21 protein-coding genes are annotated in these 25355 nt (G+C 65.8%); 8 read left to right on the top strand and 13 right to left on the bottom strand.

Annotated elements, in window-relative coordinates; all coding sequences use genetic code 11:
• Window positions 1-229: 229 nt before the first annotated feature.
• The 9 genes from DXK94_RS07155 to DXK94_RS07115 all read right to left on the bottom strand — a co-directional run bounded on the left by DXK94_RS07155 (window position 230) and on the right by DXK94_RS07115 (window position 11806).
• The gene (locus tag DXK94_RS07155) at window positions 230-1732 is read right to left on the bottom strand and encodes a hypothetical protein (protein ID WP_115524417.1); all 1503 of its coding nucleotides are present in this window, start codon (window positions 1730-1732) and stop codon (window positions 230-232) included.
• Between the two features lie 88 nt (window positions 1733-1820).
• Window positions 1821-2642, bottom strand: a complete 822-nt coding sequence (locus tag DXK94_RS07150) for a hypothetical protein (protein WP_258868469.1) — start codon at window positions 2640-2642, stop codon at window positions 1821-1823.
• Between the two features lie 342 nt (window positions 2643-2984).
• Window positions 2985-4061: a Gfo/Idh/MocA family protein gene (locus DXK94_RS07145; protein ID WP_115524415.1), complete on the bottom strand. Its 1077-nt coding sequence runs from the start codon at window positions 4059-4061 to the stop codon at window positions 2985-2987.
• Window positions 4062-4101: 40 nt separating this feature from the next.
• Window positions 4102-4809, bottom strand: a complete 708-nt coding sequence (locus DXK94_RS07140; protein WP_079595757.1) for an ABC transporter ATP-binding protein — start codon at window positions 4807-4809, stop codon at window positions 4102-4104.
• Between the two features lie 2 nt (window positions 4810-4811).
• Entirely contained in the window at window positions 4812-6266 is a 1455-nt protein-coding gene (locus tag DXK94_RS07135) for an ABC transporter permease (protein WP_115524414.1), read from the bottom strand.
• Window positions 6267-6438: 172 nt separating this feature from the next.
• Window positions 6439-7536, bottom strand: a complete 1098-nt coding sequence (locus DXK94_RS07130) for a sugar-binding protein (RefSeq protein ID WP_115524413.1) — start codon at window positions 7534-7536, stop codon at window positions 6439-6441.
• A gap of 50 nt (window positions 7537-7586) precedes the next feature.
• Window positions 7587-8876, bottom strand: coding sequence for a multiple monosaccharide ABC transporter permease (gene mmsB / locus DXK94_RS07125; RefSeq protein WP_115524412.1), 1290 nt, complete (start codon window positions 8874-8876; stop codon window positions 7587-7589).
• A 45-nt stretch (window positions 8877-8921) separates the two neighbouring features.
• Window positions 8922-10484 carry a multiple monosaccharide ABC transporter ATP-binding protein gene (mmsA, locus tag DXK94_RS07120; RefSeq protein WP_115524411.1) on the bottom strand — a complete coding sequence of 521 codons (1563 nt, stop codon included), beginning with the start codon at window positions 10482-10484 and terminating at the stop codon, window positions 8922-8924.
• A gap of 131 nt (window positions 10485-10615) precedes the next feature.
• Window positions 10616-11806 carry an ROK family transcriptional regulator gene (locus DXK94_RS07115; RefSeq protein WP_115524410.1) on the bottom strand — a complete coding sequence of 397 codons (1191 nt, stop codon included), beginning with the start codon at window positions 11804-11806 and terminating at the stop codon, window positions 10616-10618.
• 203 nt (window positions 11807-12009) lie between these two features.
• On the opposite strand from DXK94_RS07115, the gene DXK94_RS07110 reads away from it, so the two are divergent.
• A complete protein-coding gene (locus DXK94_RS07110) occupies window positions 12010-12804 on the top strand; it encodes a nitrilase-related carbon-nitrogen hydrolase (RefSeq protein ID WP_115524409.1) in 795 nt (264 codons plus the stop codon).
• On the opposite strand, the gene DXK94_RS07105 is transcribed toward DXK94_RS07110, so the two are convergent.
• The gene (locus DXK94_RS07105) at window positions 12783-14474 is read right to left on the bottom strand and encodes a PucR family transcriptional regulator (protein WP_115524408.1); all 1692 of its coding nucleotides are present in this window, start codon (window positions 14472-14474) and stop codon (window positions 12783-12785) included. The genes DXK94_RS07110 and DXK94_RS07105 overlap by 22 nt on opposite strands.
• A 109-nt stretch (window positions 14475-14583) precedes the next feature.
• Here DXK94_RS07105 and DXK94_RS07100 point away from each other — a divergent pair, with 109 nt between their 5' ends.
• Together DXK94_RS07100 and DXK94_RS07095 are read left to right on the top strand one after the other, a co-directional pair.
• Window positions 14584-16116, top strand: coding sequence for an amino acid permease (locus DXK94_RS07100; RefSeq protein WP_115524407.1), 1533 nt, complete (start codon window positions 14584-14586; stop codon window positions 16114-16116).
• A 51-nt stretch (window positions 16117-16167) separates the two neighbouring features.
• A complete protein-coding gene (locus DXK94_RS07095) occupies window positions 16168-17904 on the top strand; it encodes an NAD(P)/FAD-dependent oxidoreductase (RefSeq protein WP_181884756.1) in 1737 nt (578 codons plus the stop codon).
• On the opposite strand, the gene DXK94_RS07090 is transcribed toward DXK94_RS07095, so the two are convergent.
• The 3 genes from DXK94_RS07090 to purU form a co-directional block, all read right to left on the bottom strand.
• Window positions 17901-18419 (bottom strand): gamma carbonic anhydrase family protein, encoded by a 519-nt coding sequence (locus tag DXK94_RS07090; protein ID WP_115524406.1) that lies wholly within the window; start codon window positions 18417-18419, stop codon window positions 17901-17903. The two genes, DXK94_RS07095 and DXK94_RS07090, sit on opposite strands and share 4 nt — an antisense overlap.
• An 85-nt stretch (window positions 18420-18504) precedes the next feature.
• A complete protein-coding gene (locus tag DXK94_RS07085) occupies window positions 18505-19173 on the bottom strand; it encodes a class I SAM-dependent methyltransferase (protein ID WP_115524405.1) in 669 nt (222 codons plus the stop codon).
• A 33-nt stretch (window positions 19174-19206) separates the two neighbouring features.
• Window positions 19207-20067 carry a formyltetrahydrofolate deformylase gene (gene purU, locus DXK94_RS07080; RefSeq protein WP_115524404.1) on the bottom strand — a complete coding sequence of 287 codons (861 nt, stop codon included), beginning with the start codon at window positions 20065-20067 and terminating at the stop codon, window positions 19207-19209.
• A gap of 276 nt (window positions 20068-20343) precedes the next feature.
• Here purU and glyA point away from each other — a divergent pair, with 276 nt between their 5' ends.
• From glyA to DXK94_RS07055, 5 genes are all read left to right on the top strand, one after another.
• Window positions 20344-21642 carry a serine hydroxymethyltransferase gene (gene glyA, locus DXK94_RS07075; protein ID WP_115524403.1) on the top strand — a complete coding sequence of 433 codons (1299 nt, stop codon included), beginning with the start codon at window positions 20344-20346 and terminating at the stop codon, window positions 21640-21642.
• A gap of 3 nt (window positions 21643-21645) precedes the next feature.
• On the top strand, window positions 21646-22551 hold the full coding sequence (locus DXK94_RS07070; RefSeq protein WP_115524402.1) for a bifunctional methylenetetrahydrofolate dehydrogenase/methenyltetrahydrofolate cyclohydrolase: 906 nt from the start codon (window positions 21646-21648) through the stop codon (window positions 22549-22551).
• A gap of 123 nt (window positions 22552-22674) precedes the next feature.
• The gene (locus DXK94_RS07065; RefSeq protein ID WP_079595742.1) at window positions 22675-23652 is read left to right on the top strand and encodes an ABC transporter ATP-binding protein; all 978 of its coding nucleotides are present in this window, start codon (window positions 22675-22677) and stop codon (window positions 23650-23652) included.
• The gene (locus DXK94_RS07060; RefSeq protein ID WP_115524401.1) at window positions 23645-24499 is read left to right on the top strand and encodes an ABC transporter permease; all 855 of its coding nucleotides are present in this window, start codon (window positions 23645-23647) and stop codon (window positions 24497-24499) included. Before DXK94_RS07065 ends, DXK94_RS07060 begins: the two co-directional genes overlap by 8 nt.
• Complete coding sequence (locus DXK94_RS07055; protein WP_115524400.1) at window positions 24496-25326, top strand: ABC transporter permease; 831 nt, start codon at window positions 24496-24498, stop codon at window positions 25324-25326. Before DXK94_RS07060 ends, DXK94_RS07055 begins: the two co-directional genes overlap by 4 nt.
• The last annotated feature ends 29 nt before the right edge of the window (window positions 25327-25355 follow it).

Raw genomic sequence — 25355 nt, 5'->3', positions numbered from 1 at the left:
CACTACTCGCGATTGGCGGCGGCTGGATGGGGGGATGGCACGCCAGCGGCCCGGCGGCGAGTTTGAATCATTTCGCCACCGGACCACCGGTCACAAGGACATGTGTGCTGAGGACATGTTTTGCGTGTAATATCGCGTTTCTTCGGGCGGACCTCCTTCCCCTCAGCCTGCAGGGTGCAGCCGCTTCAGGCGCATGGTGCAGGCGCGGGCAGATGCCTTTCAGATGTGGCTAGGACACCTTGCGCTTGCGCAGCATCAGGAGTCCGGCCACCAGGATCAGCAGGGCGAGCGGGACGAGCGACGTGTCAACACCCGTGTTGGCCAGCGCAGTGGCGCCCTGGGCCGGAGTGCTGCGGGGGGCAGCGTCGGCAGCAATGGCGCCACCAGCTGCGGTGGACCCGGCAGGTGCTACCGAGATGCTGCCGGTACCCGCGGTGCCGGTACCCGGGGTGCTGGTGCCGTTTCCGGTGTCGGTGCCGCTGGTGTCGGTCCCGTTTCCGGTACCGGTGCCCGGGTTGCTGGTGCCGGGATCAACGGTGCCCACGCCTCCGGTGTTGCCGTCGACCGGATCGGTACCCGGGGTTTCAGTGCCGGGGTTGTCGGTTCCCGGGGTTTCCGTCCCGGTGCCGTTGTCGCCGCCGATCAGGCCGAGGCCAAGGTCTGCGCCCAGGTCCACACCGAGATCGAGACTGCCGTTGCCGCCGGTGCTGCCATCGGTGCCGTTGGTGGTGGTGCCGCCGAGGTTGAGGTCGAGGGCTGCGTCTACGGCGGTGTCGAGTCCGTTGGTGGTGCCGTTGGTGGTGGTGCCGCCGAGGTTGAGGTCGAGGGCTGCGTCTACGGCGGTGTCGAGTCCGTTGGTGTTGCCGTCAGTGGTGGTGCCGCCCAGGTTGAGATCAACTGCTGCATCTACGGCGGTGTCGAGTCCGTCCGTGGTGGTGCCACCGAGATTGAGGTCAACCGCGGCGTCTACAGCAGCCCCAAGTCCATCGGTAGCTCCTTCGGCTCCTGTAACAGAGCCGAGGTCCACGACGGCGTCTGCTGCGACGGTGAGGTCGGTTGCGGGTGCTTCCGTTGTGGGGGTGCCGGTGTTGCCGAGTCCGAGGTCGACGGTGGCTGCTGCAGCGAGGTCGGGGCTGGTGGCTTGGTTGGTGCCGAGGTCCGCGACGGCGTCTGCTGCGATGGTGAGGTCGGTTGCGGGTGCTTCCGTTGTGGGGGTGCCGGTGTTGCCGAGTCCGAGGTCGACGGTGGCTGCTGCAGCGAGGTCGGGGCTGGTGGCTTGGTTGGTGCCGAGGTCCAGGACGGCGTCTGCTGCGATGGTGAGGTCGGTTGCGGGTGCTTCCGTTGTGGGGGTGCCGGTGTTGCCGAGTCCGAGGTCGACGGCGGCTGCTGCAGCGAGGTCGGGGCTGGTGGCTTGGTTGGTGCCGAGGTCCAGGACGGCGTCTGCTGCGACGGTGAGGTCGGTTGCGGGTGCTTCCGGCGTGGTGGTCGCAGCGTTGCCGAGGCCAAGGTCGACGGTGGCTACGGCGGCGACGCCCGTGGAATCGGACGGCGTTGGGTCACCCAGCAGGCCCAACGACGTCGTATCCGCGGACGCCGCTGCCGAGATCAGGGCAGATGCGGAAAGATCCGATCCGCTGGTGGTATCCGCGGCATTCGCCGCGGTGCAGCCGAAGGCCAAAAGCCCGCCGGCAAAGAGGGTGCCAAGCAGCCCCCTGTGAAGGTTGGAACTCATGATGATGTCTCCTAAAAAGTTGAAGTCGGGCGCTTGTCAGCTGCCCATAGGGCCACGTTCTGCCAACAGAAGGGCAGACGGGACTCAACTAGTCAGGAGAGGAACCGGGGTCGTACGACACCGGTGAGGGGGCATGCTCAGTTGCTTCGCCGGCCAGGACAAGGCCGTTGAAGGGAAGGTCAAAGCTAAAGGGGGTCAGCCACGCCGCTGAACCTGAGGACGTCGAAGAGGACGCGCCGCTGCTCGAACCGGAACCGGGAACAGCCGGGTTCTGTGCAGGCACGGGCGCATGGTCGGCAGTGCCCGGCTGCTCTGCAGCCTGGCCAGCTCCGGTCAGCCCAGTCCATGGCAGTACGGAAGTGCCGGCGAGGGAAGCCACGCCAACAGCTGTGGCCGGAGCACTGGGAACAGCGGATGCGTCCGTGGACGCGCTCCCTGCAGGAGCTGGTTCTTCCACTGATTCACTGACGGTTGCCGTGACCGCACCAAGTACAGGGGTATCAGCTGCAACCTTGGACGGCTCTTCGCCAATGGCCGTCCCGGGGAGATCAGGAACCCGAACGGGCAGGGGTGACGTGCCTGTCACAAGATCGGCAACTGGGTCCAGAACCGGCTCCAGGACCGGAACGGCCTCTGCAACCGGGGGAACCACCACTTCAACCACTGCTGTGGTGGCTCCATCAGCAACTTCAGCGATGGGAGCAGAAACAGCAGAAACCGTTCCGGCCGGAACGATATGGCTCACTACCGGAACGGAGGACACGAGATTGTCGGCGAGCTTCGCGACGGGGGCCACCACAGGTTGAAGCAGCCCGGCCTTCGGCGCGGGTGCGGGAAGCGGCGCGGAGACTGCCGAAGCAGGAGCCGGAGCGGGCAACGCGGGCACCGGGGTGGTCACCTTATCCGCCACGGAAGAGACTGAACTGGTCACACCGCCCAAAAGGGACGTTGTATCCGAAAGGGCGTCAGCAGAGGCAGCCGTGGACGAAAGTGTCAGCCAGCTGACTGCGGCCGCCCCGGCAAGGAGTACTGGCCTGAGGACACGCCACGGGGAGCGAGCTTCACCCATGCGTACCACCCCCAGTACTGGTCTATTCGACGACGTCTACAGCGTAAGACCGGATGTTGCAGGAAGTCTAGAGCGAACTAAAACAATTCGACAAAAACGGTAATGGCAGAAGCCATCCACCACCATTACCGGTTCTGGATGTCATGTTATTGACCCCGGTGCCACGGAAAACGCCCCGCTCAACTATCTTCCGTGGCGGTCGTTAGGGTAAGTCACCCCGAGCTGGGCACGGACGCCGTCAAAGAGACGCATGGTGTTCAGCGAATCTTCCAGGGGCATGACAGGACTCTCGGTCAGGCCCTGCTGAATGCACCGCGTAACCTCGCGAAGTTCGTACGTGTACCCCTTGCCCACCACGTCGAATGTTTCCGTCCGGCGTTCGTCCCACCCCTTCGCGACGGTAAGTTCGCGCGGGTTGTTGATGGATCCCACGCTCTGCAGGAAGCCGAGGCTTCCTGCAACAGTGGCGATGCGCGGGCCGTGGGACAGCAGCGACGAGGTGAGCTGGACCTGGGCTCCGTGGTTGTAACCCAGGGTCATGGCGTTCTGGGCGTCGACGCCGTCGTCGTTCAGGAACCCGGTGGCGCTGACGGTCTGTGGGAAGCCAAGGGTTCCGAGCGCCCACAGCAGCGGGTAGACGGCGATATCGAGCAGCGCTCCGCCGCCGTCCTGCCTGGCCCAGAGCCTGGAGGTGGGGGAGTACGGTGCAGGGAAGCCGAGGTCGGCGCTCACCCAATGGATGTCGCCGAGTTCGCCGGAAGCGGCAATGTCGAACGCCCGCTGCATGCTGGGCAGGAAACGGCTCCAGACCGCCTCCATCAGGAAGAGCTTCCGGTTGCGCGCGACGTCGATGAGTTCGCCGGCCTCGCGCGCGTTGATGGTGAAGGCCTTCTCGCAGAGAACGTGCTTGCCGGCGTTCAGTGCGGCGAGGACTATCTCATGGTGCTGCGCATGGGGAGTCGCCACATAGACAATGTCCACCGCCTCATCGGCGAGCAGCCGCTGGTAGCCGCGCAGGCCGCCGTCGTCCCCGTACGCCTTGGAAAAGTCGTAGGCAACGGCAAAAGCGTCAGCGGTATCCTGCGCTCGGGAACTGACGGCGTACAGCTCTGCGTCCGCCAGCAATGCCAGGTCCTGGGCGACGGAACGCGCGATGCCGCCGGTGGCGATGACACCCCACCGCAATGTCTTGCCGGTAGCGGAACGTGGATCCGTGTCGGACTGGCTGGACAGCCACGGTTTGGCAATGGGCGCACTCATGATGCCCATCCTCTCACCGTCGGTGGGCGGGCGTTGGCGATTAGGCCGTGGCGGCCATGGCAGTACGGTCGCGTACCGGCTCCTCGGTCAGCTTGCCCTGCTGCAGCCTGAAGCGGCGGTCCGTCTTGTTGGCCAGAGCCCTGTCGTGGGTGACCACCAGAATGGTGGTGTTGTGGTCGCGGCAGAGGGAGCTGAGCAGCTCGATGATGTGGTCGCCGGTCTGCTCGTCCAGGTTGCCGGTGGGTTCATCGGCCAGGATCAGCTTGGGTGCGTTGGCAAGGGCACGGGCGATCGCCACGCGCTGCTGTTCACCGCCGGAGAGCCTGTTGATGCGCCGGTCGTGCTTTTCGGCAACCAGCTGGACCTGTTCCAGCAGCTCCTTTGCACGGTGCAGCCTGGCCGGCTTCCGCATCCCGGCGAACTCCATCGGCAGCATCACGTTGTCCAGGGCGGACAGGTTGGGGATCAGGTTGAACTGCTGGAACACGAATCCGATGTCCCGGCGCCGGTATTCGGTCAGCTTCCCGTCGGGCATGCCCGCAAGGCTGACGCCGTTGACGACGACGTCTCCGGAGGTGGGCTTGTCCAGCGCGCCCAGTAGGGACAACAGCGTGCTCTTTCCGCTGCCGCTTTTGCCCACGATGGAGGCGAGGGTGCCCTGCTCCAAATTGAAGCTGACATCATTGACCGGCTTGATGGTGCGGTCACCCGAGTTGAAGGTGCGGACAAGGTTCTTGACTTCAATCATGCTTATTCTCCTCGCAGGACTTCGATGGGACGGATGCGCGCGGTCAGCAGCGCCGGGACGAGTGCGCCAACAATGGCGACGCCGAACACGGCTGCGATACCGGCAGCGATGACTTCGGGGGAGGCGCTGGCCGTGACGGAGGTTAGCAGCTGGGAGGCGCCGCCGAAGGGTCCCCTTTGGCCGCCAGGGAAACCTGCCCCGCCCCCTGCGAGCCCGCCGGCGCCGCCGGGCATGCCGCGGCCGGCGGTAACAGCCGCCGTCGTGGTGGTGCTGTTGGTGCTGATCAGCGCCGATGCGATGCCGCTGCTGGCGAAGGCCGCGATGACGGCGCCCGCCGTGCTGCCCAGTGCCGCCAGGACGAGGGCTTCGAGGACGAACTGCAGGCCGATGGTGCGGTTGGGTGCGCCAATCGCTTTGAGCACGCCGATTTCCCTGCGGCGCTCGCGGACCAGCATCACCATGATGAGCAGGATGATCAGGCCGGCGGTTCCCAAGGCAGCCACGAAGGCGATGGAGGAGATGTTCTTCACGCTGCCCAATGGGCTGACGGCGGTCTCGAGGTTCTGGCCCTGCGTAACGTCGGCCTTGTCGGTGCCGAGGGCAGACTGCAGGGCAGTCTTGGCGGCTTCGACGTTTTCGAGCGAATCCACGGTGACGATCATGCTGGACAGTTCGCCGGGGAGTCCGGCGAGGGTCTGGGCTGACGGGAGCGTGAGATAAACGGCGTTGTTGCTGAACGTGGTGCCGGCATCGAACAGCCCGGCCACGGTGTAGGTCTGGTCGTTGATGGTGAAGGTCGATCCCACCGTGAGGCTGTTCTTGTCGGCCAGCGTGGTGCCCAGCAGGGCATTCGTGGATTCGGCCGTGTAATCACCCAGGCCCGTGCCCTGGGTGATGGTCAATGCCTTGCCTGTCGTGTCCACTTCAGCGCCGATGCCCGTGGCAGTAATGGGCAGCAAACGGACCGGCTGGGTGGTGCCGGTGGTACCCGTTGTGCCGTTGGCTGCCTGGTTGCGGCCGCCCAGCGTACCGGCGTCCACCGCGGCCGTGAGGCTGGTGGTCAACGTGGCCGCCGCCTGGCCTCCCGGACCGCCCTGTCCGCCGCCTGGGCCGGCTTGGGCGCCTGAAGCACTTTGCGCCGCAGCTTCCGCGGCGTTTCTCAGCCTAAGGGATGAGGTCCCGACGACGGCACTGACGTTGGGAACGGCGGCGGCGGTTGCTGCCTGGTCACTGGTCAGCGGCTCGCCGCCGCCTTCGAAGCCCTGGCCGCCGGCCGGGTTGACGGTCAGAACGGTGCCCACCGAGGCGTTGAGTTCCTGGACCTTGGCTCCAACCGCCTGGTTCGCCACCAGCATGGCCAGGGCAAGTCCGATGGCAACCGCCAGCACTGCGACGACGGCGGCGGTGCGGACCTTGTTTCTGAAGGCATTGCCTACACTGCGGGCAAGGACGCTCACGTTACTCCTATGATTCCGGTGCCGGCCCGGGAGGCCGGCTTCAGGTCCACAGTTGTGCTTCACCCTGTGCAGGGAACCGGTCCAAGCTGTGTTTGGGCTGTGAAGACCTGATGGGAGGCAAGAGAAAGCCCCGGCCCCCAAAAGGGGACCGGGGCTTGCTGTTGAACGGGTGCTACTTGGTGATCGGGCCGAGTACCGGATCGTCGGTGTAGGCAGTCTTCACGTTCGCGGAGGTAACGATGACCGGCTCCAGCAGGTAAGCCGGGACTGTCTTGACGCCGTTGTTGTAGGAATCCTTGTCGTTGATTTCCAGCTCCTTGCCGGCCTGGAGGTCTTTCGCCATGGTGATGGCGTGCTCAACGAGCTTGCGGGTGTCCTTGTTGATGGTGGAGTACTGCTCGCCAGCCAGGATCGACTTGACCGACTCTACTTCGGAGTCCTGACCGGTGATAACAGGGGTCGGCTTGCCGGCGGCCTTGACGGACGTCAGGATCGAGCGGGCCAGGAGATCGTTGGGTGACAGGACGCCGTCCAGGGATTCTGTGGTGTAGTTGCCGCTGAGCAGGGTGTCGGCGCGGCGCTGGGCGTTCTCGCCCTTCCAGGCCTGGGTGACAGCCTGCTCGAAGCTGGTCTGGCCGGAGAGGACCTTGAGGGTGCCATCGTCGATCTTCGGCTTCAGGACGCTCATGGCGCCATCAAAGAAGACCTTTGCATTGGCATCGTCGGGGGAACCGGCGAACAGTTCGATGTTGTAAGGGCCGTTCGGCTTCTTGGCCTTCAGGCCTTCCAGCAGCGCCTGGCCCTGGAGTTCGCCCACCTTGAAGTTGTCGTAGGCCACGTAGTAGTCCACGTTCTCGGTGTTCAGCAGCAGGCGGTCGTACGCGATGATGGTGGCGCCGGCATCCTTGGCCTGCTTCAGCTGCGTGCCGAGCTGGGTGCCGTCGACAGCGCCCACGATGAGGACCTTGGGGTTCTTGGTGATCATGGCGCTGATCTGGTTCTGCTGCTCGGAAACGCCGGCATTGGCGAACTGGACGTCAGGCTTGAACCCGGCATCGCTGAGGCCGTCATTGAACAGCTTTTCGGCCAGGACCCAGTTTTCACTGGTCTTCTGGGGAAGTGCGACGGCGATGGCGGCGTCCTGTTCGAACCCTCCGGCGCCTTCGGTCCCGCCACCCGTGGTGGGCTCGGAGCGGCCGCAGCCCGTCAGCGCCAGTGCTGCGATGGCAGCTACCGCTGCTGCCTTTCCTGCTTTACCAGACATTCTCATTGTTGGTTCTCTTTCTCTGTGGTGGTGTAACGCTGTTCAGGCTGCACGGCTCAGGCTTCCCTGGCGATGGCTTCCTTGGTGGAGGTGGTCTCGTCGGGCTGAAGCGGGTTGCTGGGTCCGCCGCCGGCACGGCCGCCGCCGATGTTCTTCATCAGCATGCCGATGAGCGACTTTTTGCCTTGGCTCTTGTTGTAGACGTCGAAGGCGACGGCGATCAGGAGCACGAGGCCCTTGATGATCTGGGTGAGGTCGGCGCCGATGCCGAGGAGCTGCAGGCCGTTGTTCAGCACAGCCATCACCAGGCCACCGATGATGGACCCCACTACGGTGCCCACGCCGCCGGTGACGGCGGCGCCGCCGATGAAGACTGCGGCGATGGCGTCCAGTTCCCAGCCGACGCCGTCGAACGGGCCTGATGCGGTGGAGCGGCCGACGAAGATCATGCCCGCGAGGCCGGCCAGGATGGACATGTTCATCATGACCAGGAAGTTGACCTTTTTGGACTGGACGCCGGAGAGTTCGGCCGCGTGGCGGTTGCCGCCGACCGCGTAGACGTGGCGGCCGAGGATGGTGCGGGAGGAGATGAAGCCATAGACCAGGACCAGGACCGCGAGGATCAGGCCGGGGATGGGGAAGGAGGTGCCCGGGCGGCCGGTGGCGAACAGGTATGTGGCGTAGAGGATGGCGCCGCCGATCAGGACCAGCTTGAGGGCAGTCACCCACATTTCGGGGACTTCGGCACCGAGAGCCTTGGCACGTGCCCGGGAGCGGAGTTCGCCGACCACGACAAATGCGGTGGCGGCGATGCCCAGCAGGAGCGTGAGGTTGTTGAATCCGGTGTCGGGTCCCACCTCAGGGAGGTAACCGGCGCCCAGGTACTGGAAGTCGTTGGGGACCGGGATGGTGTTGGACTTGCCCACGAACTGGTTGAAGCCGCGGAACAGGAGCATGCCGGCCAGCGTCACGATGAAGGCCGGGATTCCCACGTACGCCGTCCACCAGCCTTGCCAGGCTCCGATCAGCGCACCAAGCAACAGCCCCAGCAGGACGCCCGCGTACCAGGGGATGCCCCAGTCGCGGATGGCCAGGGCAACGGTTACCCCCACGAACGCGGCCACGGAACCCACGGAGAGGTCGATGTGCCCGGCGATAATCACCAGGACCATGCCGATGGCCAGGATCAGGATGTAGGAGTTGCCGTTGAAGAGGTTGATGACGTTGCCGGGGGTGAGGGTGCGGCCGTCGGTGGCGATCTGGAAGAAGATGATCAGTGCAACCAGGGCGAAGATCATGCCGAATTGGCGGGTGTTGCCGCCAAACAGCTTTTTGAGGGCGTTCATGGTGTCAGTCCTTGTGTCCGGAAGGTTCTGGAGTGATCCAGAGGGTCAGGCGGCTTCGGCTTTGCGGGCAGAGGTCATCAGTTTCATCAGGCTTTCCTGGCTGGCCTCTTCTTTGGTCAGGACACCGGTAACGGCGCCTTCGAAGATCGTGTAGATGCGGTCCGAGAGGCCCAGGAGTTCGGGGAGCTCCGAGGAGATGACGATCACTCCCTTGCCCTGGTTGGCGAGCTGCTGGATGATGCCGTAGATCTCGTACTTGGCCCCGACGTCGATGCCGCGGGTCGGCTCGTCCAGGATCAGCAGGTCGGGATCCGTGAACATCCATTTGGCGAGGACCACCTTCTGCTGGTTGCCGCCGGAGAGCTTGGCCACGCCTTCCTCAACCGAGGGGGTCTTGGTCCGGAGCGACTTGCGGTACTGCTCCGCCACCGTGAATTCCTGGTTCGGGTCCACCACGGAGTTGCGGCTGATTTTGCGCAGGTTGGCCGCCACGGTGGTGGTCTTGATGTCATCCAGAAGGTTCAGTCCCAGGGACTTGCGGTCCTCCGTAACGTAACCAAGGCCGGCGTCGATGGCCTGGCGGACCGACTTGAGCGTGATCTCCTTGCCGTCCTTGTAGATATGGCCGTTGATGAAACGGCCGTAGGAACGGCCGAAGACTGACCGGGCCAGTTCGGTGCGGCCGGCACCCATGAGCCCTGCAAAGCCAACGATTTCACCACGGCGGACGAAGAAGCTGGAGTTTTTGCAGACTAGGCGGTCCTGGACGTTGGGGTGGGCCACGGTCCAGTCCTTGACCTCGAAGAACACTTCTCCGATCTTGGGCGTGTGGTCCGGGAAGCGTGATTCCAGTGTGCGGCCCACCATGCCCTTGATGATCCGGTCCTCATCCACCCCGTCAGCCTTCACGTTCAGCGTCTCGATGGACTTGCCGTCCCGGATGATGGTGATGGAGTCTGCGATCTGCTCGATCTCGTTGAGCTTGTGCGAAATGATGATGGACGTAATGCCCTTGGCCTTCAGGCCGAGCATCAGGTCCAGCAGGTGCTGGGAATCGGATTCGTTCAGCGCGGCGGTGGGCTCGTCCAGGATGAGGATTTTCACGGACTTGTTCAAGGCCTTGGCGATTTCGACCAGCTGCTGCTTGCCGACGCCGATTTCCTTGATGGGGGTGTCCGGGTCCTCACGGAGGCCCACGCGGGCCAGCAGGTCAAGGGACCGCAGGCGGGCTTCGGCCCAGTTGATGACACCCCGCTTGGTGGGTTCGTTACCCAGGAAGATGTTCTCCATGATGGAGAGTTCCGGGATCAACGCCAGTTCCTGGTGGATGATCACGATGCCGGCGTGTTCGCTGGCCCTGATATCCCGGAACTGCTGCACCTGGTTCTGGTAGACGATGTCGCCGTCGTAGCTTCCGTACGGGTACACGCCGGAAAGAACCTTCATCAGGGTGGACTTGCCGGCACCGTTCTCGCCGCAGATCGCGTGGATCTCGCCAGCCTTTACCCGCAGGCTCACGTTGTCCAACGCTTTGACGCCGGGGAATTCCTTGGTGATGGACCGCATCTCCAGGATGATCGGTTCCGTTTGCGTGGTCTGGGACGCCATATGCCCTAACCCTCCAATGCAATGACTTCTTTGTCCGGCCGGCAAAGCGCAGGGCCGTCTGATCCAAAAGTAAACTGGATCACAGCCGTTGTCGTCAAGTCTTTAACGCAATTGCTGGATAACGAAACGGTCTAGGTCTTCCGGATCCCGGCGTGCTGGAAGACCAGGGCCGCGGCGCCCAAGGCCTCCGCACGGTCTCCCAGGGAGGACATGGTGAGTGTTGTGGTCTCCCCGATGACGGGGACGGCATGCCGGACCAGGCCGCGGCGGATGGGCTCCAGCAGGAGGTCGCCGAGCCCGGCCAGCGGTCCTCCCACCACGATCACTTCAGGGTTGATGAGGTTGGCCACGTTGCCCAGGGCGCGGCCGACAGAGAGGCCTGCGTCGTCCACGACGCGGAGCGTGGCAGGGTCCCGGCTGAGGGCTTTCCTGACGATGTCCGCAGGCGTGAGTGGCCGGTCCTCGCCGCGGCTGAGGAGTTCGATCATGGTGGTGGTGGAGGCGATGGTTTCCAGGCAGCCGCGGTTGCCGCATCGGCACACGAGGCCCTGTTCATGGATGGTTGCATGGCCGATTTCACCGGTGATGCCGACGTTCCCGTAGTAGGGGGCGCCGTTGAGGATCAAGCCCGCACCGATGCCTGATCCGATCTTCAGGAACAGCAGGTTGCTGACCCCGGTGTGCTGCCCCCAGGTCACCTCGGACCACGCGCCCAGGTTGGCGTCGTTGTCAATAAACACGGGGATTCTCAAGGTTTCCTCAAGGTACTGGAGGATGTTGATCCCCACCCACTCAGGAAGGATGGCACCCTGCGCAACCGTCCCCGTCCGCCTGTCGATCGGCCCGGGAATTCCGACGCCGGCACCCACCACGGCCGACCGGTCAATGCCACTTTCGCGCAGCAGTTTGTCCAGCAGGACCACCGACGCCTGAATGCCCTCTTCTGCCTGGTGGCCGAGGGGGAGCATGACGGATTCCTCCGCAATGACGTGGTAGCTCAGGGAAGCCAGCACCACCCGGAGGTGGCGCCGGCCGAAGTCGATTCCCACAGCCACCGCCCCGTTGCTGTTGAGCCTGACGTTGAGTGCCCTCCGGCCCGAGCTGGTGATCGGTTCGGTGGAGGCCAGTCCGGAATCCAGCATGATTTTGACGATGTTGGAGACGGTGGCGGTGGAGAGTCCCGTCTGCCTGGCCAGCTCGGCCTGGGTGGAGGGTCCGCCCATGAGGGTCTCGATAATCCGTTGCTGGTTCAGCTGCCGCAAGGCGGACTGTGAACCGGGATTTTTCGGCTTGCTCCTCGTTGAGCGCGGGGTTGCGGACATGCTAAGAAGATTGCCCTATCGCTCACCTTGGAGTCAAGAAGTTAACGCATAAGGCATGCCATGGCCGGTGATGGGCGCCGGGACAATGTGGCCAGCTATCCGGCAAGTGAGGTGCAAATGGCCCCGAAAAGCGTCGCGGCCGCTGGCTACGCTGGTTGTAAGGCCCCGGCGAGGGGCCGCCCCAACGACGGAAGGTGGTAGCAGTGCTGCTGGCACTCCTGCAGGCGAACGCCGCGGTCCTTGATCCCGAAGCCAATTGTTCCGTCATTGACGCCGCTGCCCGCTCCGCGTCAGCGGCCGGCGCTGAAGTCCTGGTAACCCCGGAGCTCTTCCCGGTGGGATACGCTCCGCGCCGCGTCCGGGCCGGGCTGGATCCGGCACTCCTGCCGGTGCTCCACGAACGGCTCGCGGACATCGCCCGCCGAAACAGCATCGCGCTGGTGTACAGCCTTCCCCGCATCACCCCTGAGGGGGACTGGCAGATCAGCGCCACTCTTGTGGATACCGATGGCAGCAGCCTGCTCAGCTACGGCAAGGTTCACCTGTTTGGCCCGGATGAAAGGGCGGCCTTTACCCCGGCAACGGAACGCCCCGCCGTCGTGCACTTCCATGGGATACCGACGTCGATGGTGATTTGTTATGACGTGGAGTTTCCCGAAGCCGTGCGTGCCGCGGCTGCGGGCGGCGCTGAACTGCTGCTGGTCCCCACAGCCCTGGCCCACGGATTCGACGACGTTCCCCAGGTGCTGCTGCGGGCCAGGGCGCTCGAAAGCCAGGTCACCATCGCCTACGCCAACCACTCAGGGATTGAGGATGACTGCCGTTTCCTGGGCGGCAGCGTGATCGCCGGTCCGGACGGGAAGCTGCTGGCCGCAGCCGGGGAAGCGCCTGAGCTGCTCTTCGCCGAGGTGGACCCGGATGCCGCCCGGCGTGAGCGGACCACCGTGCCGTACCTGGCCGAGCGCCGCCCGGACCTCTACCGGTCCTGGGACGCCTGACCGCCGCCCGCCACCTCATCCGCAGGCGCTGCGGCGTCGACAAACTGCAGGGCAATCCACAACTCGGCCCGGGCTGACGCCTGCCCCAGGTCCATGTCCAGGAGCTCCGCCAGGGCATTGATCTGGCGGCGGACGCTGTTCCGGTGCAGGCCCAGGTCCTTTGCCGTGGCGTCCCAGTTACCGTTGGCGGCCAGCCAGGACCGAAGGACCTGGAGCTGGGAGTCCCGACGGTCGGGCTCCTGGTCCAGAACCGGTGCCAGGAGCCGGGCGGCCAGCATGGCGCCGGCATCGCCGCCCAGTAAGCCAGTGACGGACCACGTCAGTTCCTCTTCCCGCACAGACTTGCCGGTAGCCGAGACCCTGGGGCGCAGCGCCGTGGCACTGCGGTAGGCCGCGGCAAGACCCGGGAGTTCCGCGGGCTGCCCGACCACGAGCCGCCAGCCCAGCTGCTCCACCTCCGCCAGCAGCTGCTCATCCACCTTCAGCCGCGTTACCGCAGCGAACCCGTACCCCGTCAGCTCCACCATCTTCGTGTCGAACAGCCGCCGCCACTGGAGCAGCTCCCGGACCGGCCCGTCGGCGGCAGCTGCAGGATCAGTCCGGATGCCCTGCACCACCCGGACCGGCCCGGTCCGGGTTCCGGAAACACTTTGCGCCAACAGATCCCTCATGGCGTTCAGCTCCCTGTTGTTGCCCCCGGCCAGGCTTTCGGGGTGCAGCAGCAAGGCGGTGGCCAGCTGGCTCGGCGCCAGCGAACCGCTGGTCCGCTGCCGGACCAGGAGTTCCAACAGGCCAACCACAGAGGAGACCACGTTGTTCTGGGCGGGGGTGAGCGGCTTGTCCGCGCCCAGCACCAGGCCGCCGAGCGTTGCGTCCCTGCTGCTCCGCAGGGGATGGCCGAACACCAGCGCCGAGCCGGGTATATCGAATGCCTCTGTTTCAACGCGCGGGCCGCTTCCCGCCAGGAGCCTCTTAAGCAGGGGCTGGAGTGCGGAAAGTTCGACGGCGGCACCCGCCCGGGCGCGCGCCCTTCCGTCGGCGCCGGCCAGGACAGCCCACACCGGAACCCGCTGGTTCAGGGCCGCCAGCAGCTCATGCTCGGGCCGGGCCGAAAGGACGGCCCGCATCAGGTGCCGGTTGGTTTCTGCCAGCTGCCTGAACACCTGGGCGTTGCCGGATTCCAGCAGCTTGGAGAACTCGAGTCCGAGGGCCGCGAACGGGACGCTGGCGGGCACTTCGACCAGGGTGAGGCCATGCTCCCGGCACGCGGCCACAAGATCGCCGGGCACAGCATCGTAGTAGGGTTCCAGGCCGAACCCCAGTGCTGCAACCCCGGCAGCGACAAGCCGGCGGACGTAGGCGTCGGCCCCGCTGGCGCGGCTCCTGCCGTGCTCGCTGCCTGCGGTGCCGCCGCCGTCGTTCCTTCCATTGCTGCCGCCGCGGAAAGGCAGGCCGGCCGTCAGCACAAACTCCCCGTCCAGCAGGTACGGCGTGGGATCTTCCAGCTCGCTCGGCTCCACCCAGCGCAGCGGAGTGTGGCCGTTGCCGGCATCGTGCACAACGGCCACCGCCGGAGGCAGCGCGGCCAGGAACTGTCCCAGTGTCACTGCATCCAGCTGAGGGGCCGAATCATCGGCGGGGGCACTGATGGCTGGTGCATTGCGTCTCATGACCAATGACTATAGGTCACTTTGCACACCTCTGAGATACGGCTCACACCCCTACGCTGGGGGAGGGGAAACCAGTTCAACCACTCACCGACACGAACGGACGTCAACGATGACTGTGCCTACACTCTCCGGCCAGGCTCCGGCCCGCCCGGCCGGCCGTCCCACCCTCGGCGCTCAGTTGCTGCGCCGCAAACCGATCGCCCAAATGGTCAGCGAGGCTGAGTCCAGCCAGGGCGGGCCCCGCCTGGTCCGGAGCTTTGGCGTCCTGCAGCTGACCATGATCTCCGTGGGTGCGACGCTGGGCACCGGCATCCTGGTGATCCTGGGCGAATCCGTCCCGCTGGCGGGACCTGCCATCTGGATCTCCTTCGCCATCGCCGGCCTCGCTGCCCTGCTGTCAGCGGTCTCCTACGCCGAGATGGCGGGACTGGTTCCGGTGTCGGGCTCAAGCTACTCCTACACCTACGCCACCATGGGCGAGGGGATGGCATGGATCTGCGGCTGGTGCCTGGTGCTGGAATATGCAGTGTCCGTTGCGGCCGTTGCTGTCGGCGCCGGACAGTACGTGAACGAAGCCCTGTCCGTGTTCGGCTCGGTGCTGCCGGACGCCTTCTCCCAGCCGCCGGGCGACGGCGGAATGGTCAACATCCCCGCCATGGTGATCGTGGTGCTTGCCACCGTCCTCCTGGTCCGGGGCGCCAAGGAGAGCGCCTGGATCAACACCTCCATCGTGGTGGTCAAGGTAGGAATCCTGCTCTTCTTCTGTGCCGTCGCCTTCAGCGCCTTCAACGCCGGAAACTTCGAACCGCTGCTGCCCATGGGAGCCGCCGGCGTCTCGGCCGCAGCTTCACGCGTCTTCTTCTCCTACATCGGCTTCGACGCCGCCTCCACCGCGGGCGAAGAAGCACGCAACCCCAAGCGGGACCTGCCGCGCGCCATCATGCTCTCCATGCTGATCGTCACCACCATCTACGTCCTGGTGGCCGTGGCCGCGATCGGCGCCCGCCCCTGGGGCTGGTTCGACGGAACCGAAGCGGCCCTGGTGAAGATCCTGGAAGAGACAACCGGACAGCCCTGGATTGCCCTGGTCTTCGCGGTCGGCGCCGTCCTCGCCATCGCCAGCATCGTCCTGACGGTCCTCTACGGCCAGACCCGCATCCTGTTGTCCATGGCCCGCGACGGCCTCATCCCCGCGATCTTCGGCCGCGTCTCCCGCCGGACCGGCACCCCGGTGGCCGGTACGCTCCTGGTGGGAACCGCCGTCGCGCTCACCGCCGGACTGGTCCCGCTGGGCGCACTGGCGGATGCCACCAGCATCGGCACCCTGTTCGCGTTCGCCTTGGTGAATGTTGCGGTCATCTACCTCCGCCGGACGCGTCCGGAACTGGAGCGGACCTTCCGGGTGCCGTTCTTCCCGCTCACGCCGATTCTCGGCGCCCTGATGTGCGGCTACCTCATGGCAAACCTCGGAGCCGACACCTGGATGACCTTCGCTATCTGGATGCTGGTGGGCCTGGCCGCCTACTTCGGCTACGGACGCCGGAACTCCAGGGTGGCGGCGCTGGGCAACGAGGAATACCTTGAGTTGTCCGCCCGGTCCGCCACGACCCAACCCGCCACGCCCCAAGCCTCCAAGTCCTGACCCTCCACAGCAACCCATCGACGCCCCGAACCAACAAAGGCAGACACCTCCATGACCATCGCCACCGAACTTCCGGCCTCCGATCCGTCCAGTACCTCCACCCTGGCGCCGGGCGCGCCTGGCCGGCGTCCCGGAGAGCAGACGGCACCCATCACCATGCTCAACCCGGACTTTCCCTTCAGCTACGACCACTACCTGGCACACCCGGACGGGCTGGGCTCGCTGCCGGCCGAGCTGCTCGGAACCGAGGTTGCCGTTATTGGTGCGGGACTGTCCGGCCTGGTCACGGCGTATGAACTGATGAAGCTGGGACTGCGGCCGGTGGTGTACGAAGCCGACCGGATCGGCGGGCGCCTCCGCACGGCCGCGTTCCCCGCCGCGCCGGGTGTGGTGGCGGACCTGGGCGGCATGCGCTTCCCGGTCTCCGGCAGGGCCTTCTACCACTACGTGGACCTGCTGGGCCTGGACACCCAGGAATTCCCCAACCCGCTCGCCGACGCCACCTCCAGTACCGTGATCGAACTGGCCGGGCAGAAGCACTATGCGGAAAAGCCGAGCGATCTTCCGCCGTTCTTCCGGGAGGTTGCGGACGCCTGGAAGGCGGCCGTCAATGACGGTGCCAAGTTCGCGGAGATGCAGGATGCCATCCGTGCCCGGGACACGGCCCGGATCAAGGAACTCTGGAACGAACTGCTGCCGCTGATGGACGAGCAGACCTTCTACGGGTTCATCGCCGCCAGCGAGTCTTTTAAGAAGGCGGGGTTTGCGCACCGCGAAGCGTTCGGACAGGTTGGCTTCGGCACCGGCGGATGGGACACCGACTTCCCCAATTCCATCCTGGAGATCCTGCGCGTGGTCTATACGGACGCAGACGACCAGCACCGCCTCATCAGCGGGGGAGCGCAAAGGCTGCCCGAGGCACTCTGGCAGCATTCGCCGTCGGACATGCGCCACTGGCCGGAGGGAACGTCCCTGTCCTCACTGCACTCCGGGTCACCCCGTGGCGCCGTCGGGAAAATCAGCCGGGAGCCGGACGGGAACCTGCGGGTCCGTGAACGCTGGGGCCGCGAAGCCAGCTACCCCGCCGTGGTGACCACGTGCCAGTCCTGGCTGCTGTCCACCCGGATCCACACCGAGGAGGCCCTGTTCCCGGCCGAGCTGTGGACCGCCATCGAGCGCTCGCACTACATGCAGTCCTCCAAGACCTTCGTGATGGTGGACCGGCCGTTCTGGAAGGACATCGATCCGGAGACCGGCAACGAGGTCCTGTCCATGACCCTGACGGACCGCCTCAACCGGGCGACGTACCTGCTGGACAACGGGCCGGACCAGCCCGCCGTCATCCTGCTGTCCTACACATGGAACGACGACGCCCTGAAGTGGCTCGCGCTGGACGCCGATGAGCGCGTGGAACTGATGCTGCACTCGCTCGAGCAGATCTACCCCGGCGTGGACATCGCCAGCCACATCGTGGGCCAGCCCATCACCGTGTCCTGGGAAGCGGATCCCAACTTCATGGGCGCCTTCAAGGCCAACCTGCCGGGACACTACCGCTACCAGCAGCGGCTCTTCACGCACTTCAAGCAGGATGCCCTGCCCGAATCCCAGCGCGGCATCTTCCTGGCCGGCGACGACGTGTCCTTCACCGCCGGCTGGGCCGAAGGGGCAGTGACCACTGGCCTAAACGCAGTGTGGGGCGTCGTAAACCACCTGGGCGGCTCTTCCGCACCGGGCAACCCGGGACCGGGCGACCTGCTGGACGCGATCGGGCCCATCTCGTTGGACTAGGAGTGCAGCTCCCGGTGCGCTGCGGCCAGCTCAACGTACCGGGAAGCGTTGGCGCGTACGCCGTCGTACTCCTCGTCGGTCAGTTCGCGGCGCACCTTGCCGGGAACGCCGGCCACCAGTGAGCGGGGCGGCACAACCGTGCCCTCCAGGACGACGGCGCCGGCCGCCACGAGCGAGCCGGTGCCGATCACTGCGCCGTTGAGGACGGTTGCGCCCATGCCGATGAGGCAGTCGTCCTCCACCGTGCAGCCATGCACGACGGCGGCGTGCCCCACGCTGACCCGTTCGCCCACCGTGCAGGGGAAGCCGGGATCGGCGTGCAGCACCACGTTGTCCTGCAGGTTGCTGCCCGCACCCACGGTGATGGCCGCGGTGTCGGCCCGGACGGAGACGCCGTAAAAGGCGCTCGATTCGGGGCCCAAGGTGGCGTTGCCGATGATCGAGGCAGTGGGCGCGACGAAAGCTGAATCGTGGACGGCGGGCGAGTTGCCGGCGAAGGGGTACAGGGGAGCCATGGGCCCAGCCTAGGGCATCCCCTTCCGGTCCAACCAAGTAGCGCCATCTGTCGTTTTGAGGGTTCAAAACGACACTTCGCGCTACCTACTTGGGTTCAGGGGTTCGCAAGACCAGGAACTGGTAATGCTGCTTCCAGGCGCCCCGGCCCGGGCCTGACTCGTCACCGGTACCCTCCGGCCAGGTCTGGAAGTGCTCCACCTCGCCGTGTTCGCCGAAGATCCGCCGGACGGTCTCATCACTGCGCCGGCTGAAAAACCGGCGCGGCTCCTCGTCGTCCTCCGGGTTCAGGACTTCCTCATCGTTCCCGGACCACAGTCCGACGGCGATCGGCGCGCCCGGTGCGCTGACCCGCACCAACTCGCTGACGACGTCGTGGATCCGGCTGTTGGGAACGTGCAGGAGCGTGCTCATGGTCCACACCGCGGAAAACGAGTTGGCCGGGAAGGGCAGGCTCCGGCCGGTGGCCACGCTTACGTCGAGGCCCCTGCCGCGTGCCAGACGGACGCTCTCACTTGACAGGTCAACCCCGGTGTAATGCAGGCCGGCACGCACGAACTCCAGGCCTTCAACGCCGGTGCCGCACCCGAGCTCGAACAGCGAGTGCCGGTGTTCATCCTTCAGCAGTCGGATGAACCGGTCGCGGCACTGGACACGGTGCGGGGTCATGGCCCGGGTACTGCCAGCAGCTGCCGCCCGGTCATAGAACACGGCAAGGTCGGCCTCGTGGTCGGCGTGCTCCGGAATGCCCTGCATGATGTCCGCCCCCGGCCCCCGGTTGCTGGAGTGCTAGTTGAAGACCACTGTCCGGTTGCCGTCCAGCAGTACCCGGTGCTCTGCGTGCCACTGCACGGCCTGGACCAGCGTGCGGCCCTCCACATCGCGGCCCATCTGGACGAACTGCTCCGGAGTCCGGGCGTGGTCAACGCGGATGACTTCCTGCTCGATGATGGGGCCCTCGTCCAGCGCCGCCGTCACGTAGTGGGCCGTGGCGCCGATCAGCTTCACGCCGCGGGCGTGCGCCTGGTGGTACGGCTTGGCGCCCTTGAAGGACGGCAGGAATGAGTGGTGGATGTTGATGGCCTTGCCGGTCAGCTCGGTGCAGAGCTCGTCGGACAGGATCTGCATGTACCGGGCCAGGACCGTCAGCTCAATGTCGTGTTCGGCAATGATGGCGCGCAGCTTATCCTCAGCCTGGACCTTGGTGTCTTTGGTCACGGGGATGTAATGGAACGGGATGCCGTAGAACTCGGCCAGCCCGGCCAGGTCCTGGTGGTTGGACACGATGGCAGGAATCTCAACGGGCAAGGTGCCGGAGCGCTGCTGGAAGAGCAGGTCGTTCAGGCAGTGGGCGGAGGTGCTGGCCATCACCAGGGTCCGTACTTTCTGGCCTACGGCGTTGAGGCTCCACTGCATGCCGAAGGCCTCGGCCACGGGCTCCAGGGCCCCGCGAAGCCCGGAGGCGGAGGCAGGCGTGGTCACTTCCACCCGCATGAAGAAGTTGCCCGTGGCGGGGCTGCCGTACTGCTGCGAGTCCGTAATGTTGCAGCCTGCCACCAGCAGGGCACCGGCCACCGCGTGGACAATTCCGGGACGGTCCGGGCAGGACAGGGTTACTACGTACGCTTGGTTCAGCAGCTCTTCGTTCACGCGTACAAGCCTACCCGCGCACCGGGCGCCGGTTTTGATACGCTGGAAGCGTCGCAACTGGCGTTGGGTGGCTAACCACCAGGGAGCGGCAATCACGAAGACCACGGATCGTACGCCTGGGCCGAGGGTCATGTCTTGCCGGAAGTGGGGCTGCACTGCGTCAGTGCTGCAGCGCCATGCCCTGCGCTTTCACGCCCTGTCACCGACGCGGTACGAGAGTGCGCCAGCCGGTAGCCTGACCTAAGCAGTGCCCACATCCCTAGCCAGGAGTTTTCCGTGACTACTACAGCCACCTCAACCACAGCCGTCAGCAACCAGCCGCTGGCCGAGCTCGACCCCGAAATCGCCGCAGTCCTCAACCAGGAGCTCGGCCGCCAGCGCGGCACCCTGGAAATGATTGCCTCCGAAAACTTCGCGCCCCGCGCCGTGATGGAAGCCCAGGGCTCCGTCCTCACCAACAAGTACGCGGAGGGCTACCCGGGCCGCCGCTACTACGGCGGCTGCGAGTACGTCGACGTCGCAGAGCAGCTGGCCATCGACCGGGTCAAGGCACTCTTCGGCGCCGAGTACGCCAACGTCCAGCCGCACTCCGGCGCGCAGGCCAACGCCGCAGCCCTCTCCGCCATGATCACCCCCGGCGACAAGATCCTGGGCCTGTCCCTGGCCCACGGCGGCCACCTGACCCACGGCATGAAACTGAACTTCTCCGGCAAGCTCTACAACGTGGCTGCCTACCAGGTGGAAGAAGACACTTTCCGCGTGGACATGGACAAGCTTCGCGAGCAGGCCATCGCGGAGAAGCCCCAGGTCATCATCGCCGGCTGGTCCGCCTACCCGCGCCACCTTGACTTCGCAGCCTTCCGCGCCATCGCCGATGAAGTGGGCGCCCTCCTCTGGACCGACATGGCACACTTCGCCGGCCTGGTGGCCGCAGGCCTGCACCCCAGCCCGGTCCCGCACTCCGACGTTGTCACCTCCACCGTGCACAAGACCCTCGCCGGTCCCCGTTCCGGTGTGATCCTGGCCAAGCAGGAGTGGGCCAAGAAGCTGAACTCCAACGTGTTCCCGGGCCAGCAGGGCGGCCCGCTCATGCACGTCATCGCCGCCAAGGCCGTGGCCTTCAAGATCGCCGGCACCCAGGAATTCAAGGAGCGACAGGAGCGCGTCCTGGAAGGCGCAAAGATCATCGCCGACCGCCTGAACCAGGCAGACGTTGCCGAAGCCGGAGTGTCCGTTCTCACCGGCGGCACCGACGTGCACCTGGTCCTTGTTGACCTGCGCAACTCCCAGCTGGACGGCCAGCAGGCCGAGGACCTCCTGCACTCCGTGGGCATCACGGTCAACCGCAACGCCGTGCCTTTCGACCCCCGCCCGCCGATGGTCACCTCCGGCCTGCGCATCGGCACCCCGGCCCTGGCCACCCGCGGATTCGGCGCCGCCGAGTTCACCGAGGTCGCCGAGATCATTGCCACCGCCCTCAAGGCAGGCAGCAGCGCCGACGTCGAGTCCCTGCAGGCACGCGTGGACAAGCTGGCCGCCGACTTCCCGCTGTACCCGCAGCACGAGCAGTGGTAATAAGTGACTGAAACCACGCAGACCGCAAAGATCCTTGACGGCAGGGCAGCCGCTGCCGCCATCAAGTCCGAGCTGAAAGACCGTGTCGCAGCCCTGAAGGCCCGCGGCGTCACGCCCGGGATCGCCACCGTGCTCGTGGGGGCGGACCCCGCCTCCCAGCTGTATGTGTCCATGAAGCACAAGCAGTCCGTGGAGATCGGGATGAACTCGATCCAGCGCGAGCTGCCTGCAGATGCCACCCAAGCCCAGGTCGAGGACCTCATTGACGAACTCAATGCGGACCCCGCCTGCCACGGGTACATCGTGCAGCTGCCGCTGCCCAAGCACCTGGATACCGACGCCATCCTCGAGCGGATTGACCCCGCCAAGGATGCCGACGGCCTGCACCCGACCAACCTCGGCCGCCTGGTGCTCAACGTCAACGGGGAGATCACCTCGCCGCTGCCGTGCACGCCCCGCGGCGTCATCGAGCTCCTGGAGCGCAACGGCTACAGCCTTTCAGGCAAGCATGTTGTGGTGGTAGGCCGTGGGGTTACCATCGGCCGCTCCATCGGGCTGCTGCTCACGCGGCGGGCCGTGAACGCCACCGTGACCCTGACGCACACCGGCACGAAAAACCTCTCCGAGCTGCTCCGGCAGGCGGACGTTATTGTGGGCGCGGCCGGTGCCAAGCACATCGTGAAGGCTACGGACGTGAAGCCCGGCGCGGCCCTGCTGGACGTCGGAGTCACCCGGGAAACCGACCCGGAGACGGGCAAGAGCAGGGTCCATGGCGACATCGAACCGGCCGCTGCCGAGGTAGCCGGCTGGGTTTCGCCGAACCCCGGGGGCGTCGGCCCCATGACCGTGGCGCTGCTGATGACCAACGTGGTCGAAGCGGCCGAACGCCAGGCCGGCATCACCGGCTAGTCTCTCTCACGCCCGACGGCGGCACGCACCTTGCGCACGCAAGGGGCGGGCCGCCGTCGGACTTTAAGCGCGGAACGGAAGGAGCCCTTCCACAAGCCCGGCACCTCCATTAGTCTGCGGAGGGTGCACAACGAAGCCATCCTGCCCGCCGGCACCCGGCCAGGCAGCCCGCCGCCGTCCGGCACCGTCATTACGGCAGGGAACCTGACCAAGACGTATGGCGGGGTGGCAGCCGTGGACGGCATCTCTTTCACGGTTCCGGCGGGGGAGTCCTTCGGCCTGCTGGGGCCCAACGGCGCGGGGAAGTCCACCACGATGAAGATGATCGGCGGTGTCACCCGGCGCACGTCCGGCAGCCTGAGCATCATGGGGCTCGACCCGGACCAGCACGGTCCTGAGGTGCGTGCCCACCTGGGCGTGGTGCCGCAGCAGGACAACCTGGACGAGGAGCTGCGCGTCCGGGACAACCTCCTGGTGTACGGGCGCTACTTCGGCCTGCCGATGAGCTACCTGAAGCCCAAAGCCGATGAGCTGCTGGAATTCGCGCAGCTGACGGACAAGGCAAAGTCCAAGGTCGACGCCCTCTCCGGCGGCATGAAGCGGCGGCTGACCATCGCCAGGTCGCTGATCAACGAACCGCGCATCCTGCTGCTGGACGAGCCCACCACGGGACTTGACCCGCAGGCACGGCACATCCTGTGGGACCGGCTGTTCCGGCTCAAGGAACAGGGCGTCACGCTGATCCTTACTACGCACTACATGGACGAGGCCGAGCAGCTGTGCGACCGGCTGATCGTGGTGGACAAGGGCCGCATCATGGCTGAGGGTTCGCCGGCGCAGCTGATCCGCGAGCACTCCACCCGCGAGGTGGTGGAACTCCGGTTCGGTTCCGAACGGAACACCACCATCGCAACCGAACTGGGGGGCATAGGCGAGCGGCTGGAGGTCCTGCCGGACCGGGTGCTGATCTACGCGCACGACGGCGAGGGCGCACTTGAGCAGGTGGCGTCCCGCGGCCTGCGGCCACTGACATCGCTGGTCCGGAGGTCCTCGCTGGAGGACGTCTTCCTGCGGCTGACAGGCCGGAGCCTCGTTGACTGAGCAGCGGGCGCCGCGGCCGGCCGGCGCATTGCGGGCGCACAGCCCGCAGGTGGCAGCCGCAAAGGCCCGGCGCTGGGGAGCGTTCTACCACGCAGAGCAGGTGCTCCGGGTGATGAAGAACTACAGCTGGTCCATCCTGATGTACAGCGTGGGCCAGCCCGTGGCATACCTCTTCGCCATGGGGATCGGCCTGGCTTCGCTGGTGGACAGCCAGGGGGCAGCGGTTTTCGGCGGCGTCAGTTACCTGGCCTTCATTGCGCCGGCGCTGCTGGTGTCCGCCGCCGTGATGACCGCCGCCAACGAATTCACGTTTCCGGTGATGGCCGGCTTCAAATGGCGACGGACCTACTACGGTCCGCATGCCACGCCGCTGACACCGGAGCAGATCGCGGCCGGGCACATCATGGCCGTGACGCTGCGGCTGCTGGTGCAGTCAGCCATCTACTTCGTAGCTGTGGCCCTTTTTGGTGCGTCCTCAGGAAGCTGGGCGTGGGCCGGCATCCTGGTGGCCACTCTGGCGGGGCTGTCGTTTGGCCTGCCGCTCATGGCCTACTCCGCCTCAATCACCGAGGACAAGGGGCAGTTCGCCCTGGTAATGCGGCTCGTCGTCATGCCGCTGTTCCTGTTCTCCGGGACCTTCTTCCCGCTGGACACGCTTCCGCCGGGCGTCCGGTGGATCGGCTGGATCTCGCCCATCTGGCACGGCACCGAACTGGGCAGGGTGGTCAGCTACGGATACCAGGAGCCGCTGCTCCTCACCCTCGTCCACGTCGCCGTCCTGGCCGGGCTCGCCGTCCTGGGCTGGAACCTGACCCGGCGCCGCTTCACCAAAAGGATGGGGCAATGAGCTGGACCACCCGGCAGGGCGCCACCGAGGATGCACGGAACAGGACCTTCGGACCGCTGTACTCGCGCAACGCGAGGGCAGTGATCTCACGCGGCCTGAAGGCTACGTTGGGCGGCCACTGGCTGGTGATGCTGTCCGGCTTCTTCGAGCCTGTCCTGTTCCTGGTGTCCATGGGTGTGGGCATGGGGGCCATTGTGGGTGCCGTGGAAGGGCCCGGCGGCACGCCCATCAGCTACGCCGCCTACATCGCGCCTGCCCTCCTGGCCGTCTCGGCGATGAACGGGGCGGTGTACGACTCAACCTGGAACGTCTTTTTCAAGATGCATTTCGGCAAGCTGTACCAGGGCATGCTGTACACGTCCCTGGGACCGCTGGACATCGCGCTGGGCGAGATTTTCCTGGCACTCCTGCGCGGGATGCTTTACGCCGCGGGCTTTACGGCCGTCATGGGGATGATGGGACTCATCACCACGCCCTGGGCGCTGTTGATGATCCCCGGCTCGGTGCTGATCGCCTTCGGCTTCGCGAGTATTGGAATGGCGATCACCAGCTTCATGAAGACGTTCCAGCAGATGGACTGGATCACCTTCATGATGCTTCCGATGTTCCTGTTCAGTGCCACGTTCTACCCGCTGAGTGTCTATCCGCAGTACATCCAGTGGCTCATCCAGGCCCTGCCGCTGTGGCACGGGGTGGAACTGCTGCGCCAGATCAGCGTGGGAACCTTCACTGCGGCAACGCCCCTGCACATCGGCTACTACCTGGTGATGACCGCCGCAGGCATGCTGCTGACCACCATGCGGCTGCGGCAGCTGTTCCTGAAATAGCGCCGACCCAACCAGGTAGCAGTAACTGC

It is taken from the genome of Arthrobacter sp. RT-1 (assembly GCF_003367205.1).
Lineage (GTDB): Bacteria > Actinomycetota > Actinomycetes > Actinomycetales > Micrococcaceae > Arthrobacter.
Note: the sequence above shows the minus strand (reverse complement) of the source record. Positions and strands in the feature narration are given on the sequence as shown.

What these genes read in the sequence shown, in the direction of transcription:
- mmsA (WP_115524411.1), bottom strand. Translation starts at nt 10,484, where the DNA reads ATGGCGTCCCAGACCACGCAAACGGAACCGATCATCCTGGAGATGCGG.
- DXK94_RS07085 (WP_115524405.1), bottom strand. Translation starts at nt 19,173, where the DNA reads ATGCAGGGCATTCCGGAGCACGCCGACCACGAGGCCGACCTTGCCGTG.
- DXK94_RS07115 (WP_115524410.1), bottom strand. Translation starts at nt 11,806, where the DNA reads ATGTCCGCAACCCCGCGCTCAACGAGGAGCAAGCCGAAAAATCCCGGT.
- DXK94_RS07145 (WP_115524415.1), bottom strand. Translation starts at nt 4,061, where the DNA reads ATGAGTGCGCCCATTGCCAAACCGTGGCTGTCCAGCCAGTCCGACACG.
- DXK94_RS07100 (WP_115524407.1), top strand. Translation starts at nt 14,584, where the DNA reads ATGACTGTGCCTACACTCTCCGGCCAGGCTCCGGCCCGCCCGGCCGGC.
- DXK94_RS07140 (WP_079595757.1), bottom strand. Translation starts at nt 4,809, where the DNA reads ATGATTGAAGTCAAGAACCTTGTCCGCACCTTCAACTCGGGTGACCGC.
- DXK94_RS07055 (WP_115524400.1), top strand. Translation starts at nt 24,496, where the DNA reads ATGAGCTGGACCACCCGGCAGGGCGCCACCGAGGATGCACGGAACAGG.
- DXK94_RS07095 (WP_181884756.1), top strand. Translation starts at nt 16,168, where the DNA reads ATGACCATCGCCACCGAACTTCCGGCCTCCGATCCGTCCAGTACCTCC.
- DXK94_RS07155 (WP_115524417.1), bottom strand. Translation starts at nt 1,732, where the DNA reads ATGAGTTCCAACCTTCACAGGGGGCTGCTTGGCACCCTCTTTGCCGGC.
- DXK94_RS07090 (WP_115524406.1), bottom strand. Translation starts at nt 18,419, where the DNA reads ATGGCTCCCCTGTACCCCTTCGCCGGCAACTCGCCCGCCGTCCACGAT.
- DXK94_RS07130 (WP_115524413.1), bottom strand. Translation starts at nt 7,536, where the DNA reads ATGAGAATGTCTGGTAAAGCAGGAAAGGCAGCAGCGGTAGCTGCCATC.
- mmsB (WP_115524412.1), bottom strand. Translation starts at nt 8,876, where the DNA reads ATGAACGCCCTCAAAAAGCTGTTTGGCGGCAACACCCGCCAATTCGGC.
- DXK94_RS07105 (WP_115524408.1), bottom strand. Translation starts at nt 14,474, where the DNA reads ATGAGACGCAATGCACCAGCCATCAGTGCCCCCGCCGATGATTCGGCC.